At 30.8% G+C, this 347-nt stretch carries 1 protein-coding gene; it reads right to left on the bottom strand.

Features of this window, described 5'->3' with window-relative positions; genetic code table 11:
* Positions 1-94 precede the first annotated feature (94 nt).
* On the bottom strand, positions 95-347 hold a 253-nt coding region (locus tag KI356_RS27595; protein ID WP_212937051.1), incomplete at its 5' end, for an NAD-binding protein.

The raw sequence follows: 347 nt of genomic DNA on the forward strand, positions 1-347 counted from the left end.
ATTCAACCCACTCACCATTAATATGATTTTTTACTCGTTTAATTTCAGTTGTAATCATTATATTCTCTCCTTTTTTATGATGTATATAAGTCTATTATTTTTGATTAGAAATTAATTGTTCGCTAACTTTCTTATATAAAGCAGCCATATCGTTTTCACCATATCCTGCCTTACTCGCTTCTTCATATACGTTTAATAGCATTTCACTTACTGGTAAGTGGAGTTCACTTTCCTTAGCTAAATCAACCGCAAAGCCTAAATCTTTCTTTAATAGATTTACAGTAAAGCCGGGCTCGTAGTTTTCTGATGCAATGAAACTTTTATAATTACGCTCATAAATTCTACTT

It is taken from the genome of Bacillus hominis (assembly GCF_018332515.1).
Taxonomy (GTDB): domain Bacteria; phylum Bacillota; class Bacilli; order Bacillales; family Bacillaceae_G; genus Bacillus_A; species Bacillus_A hominis.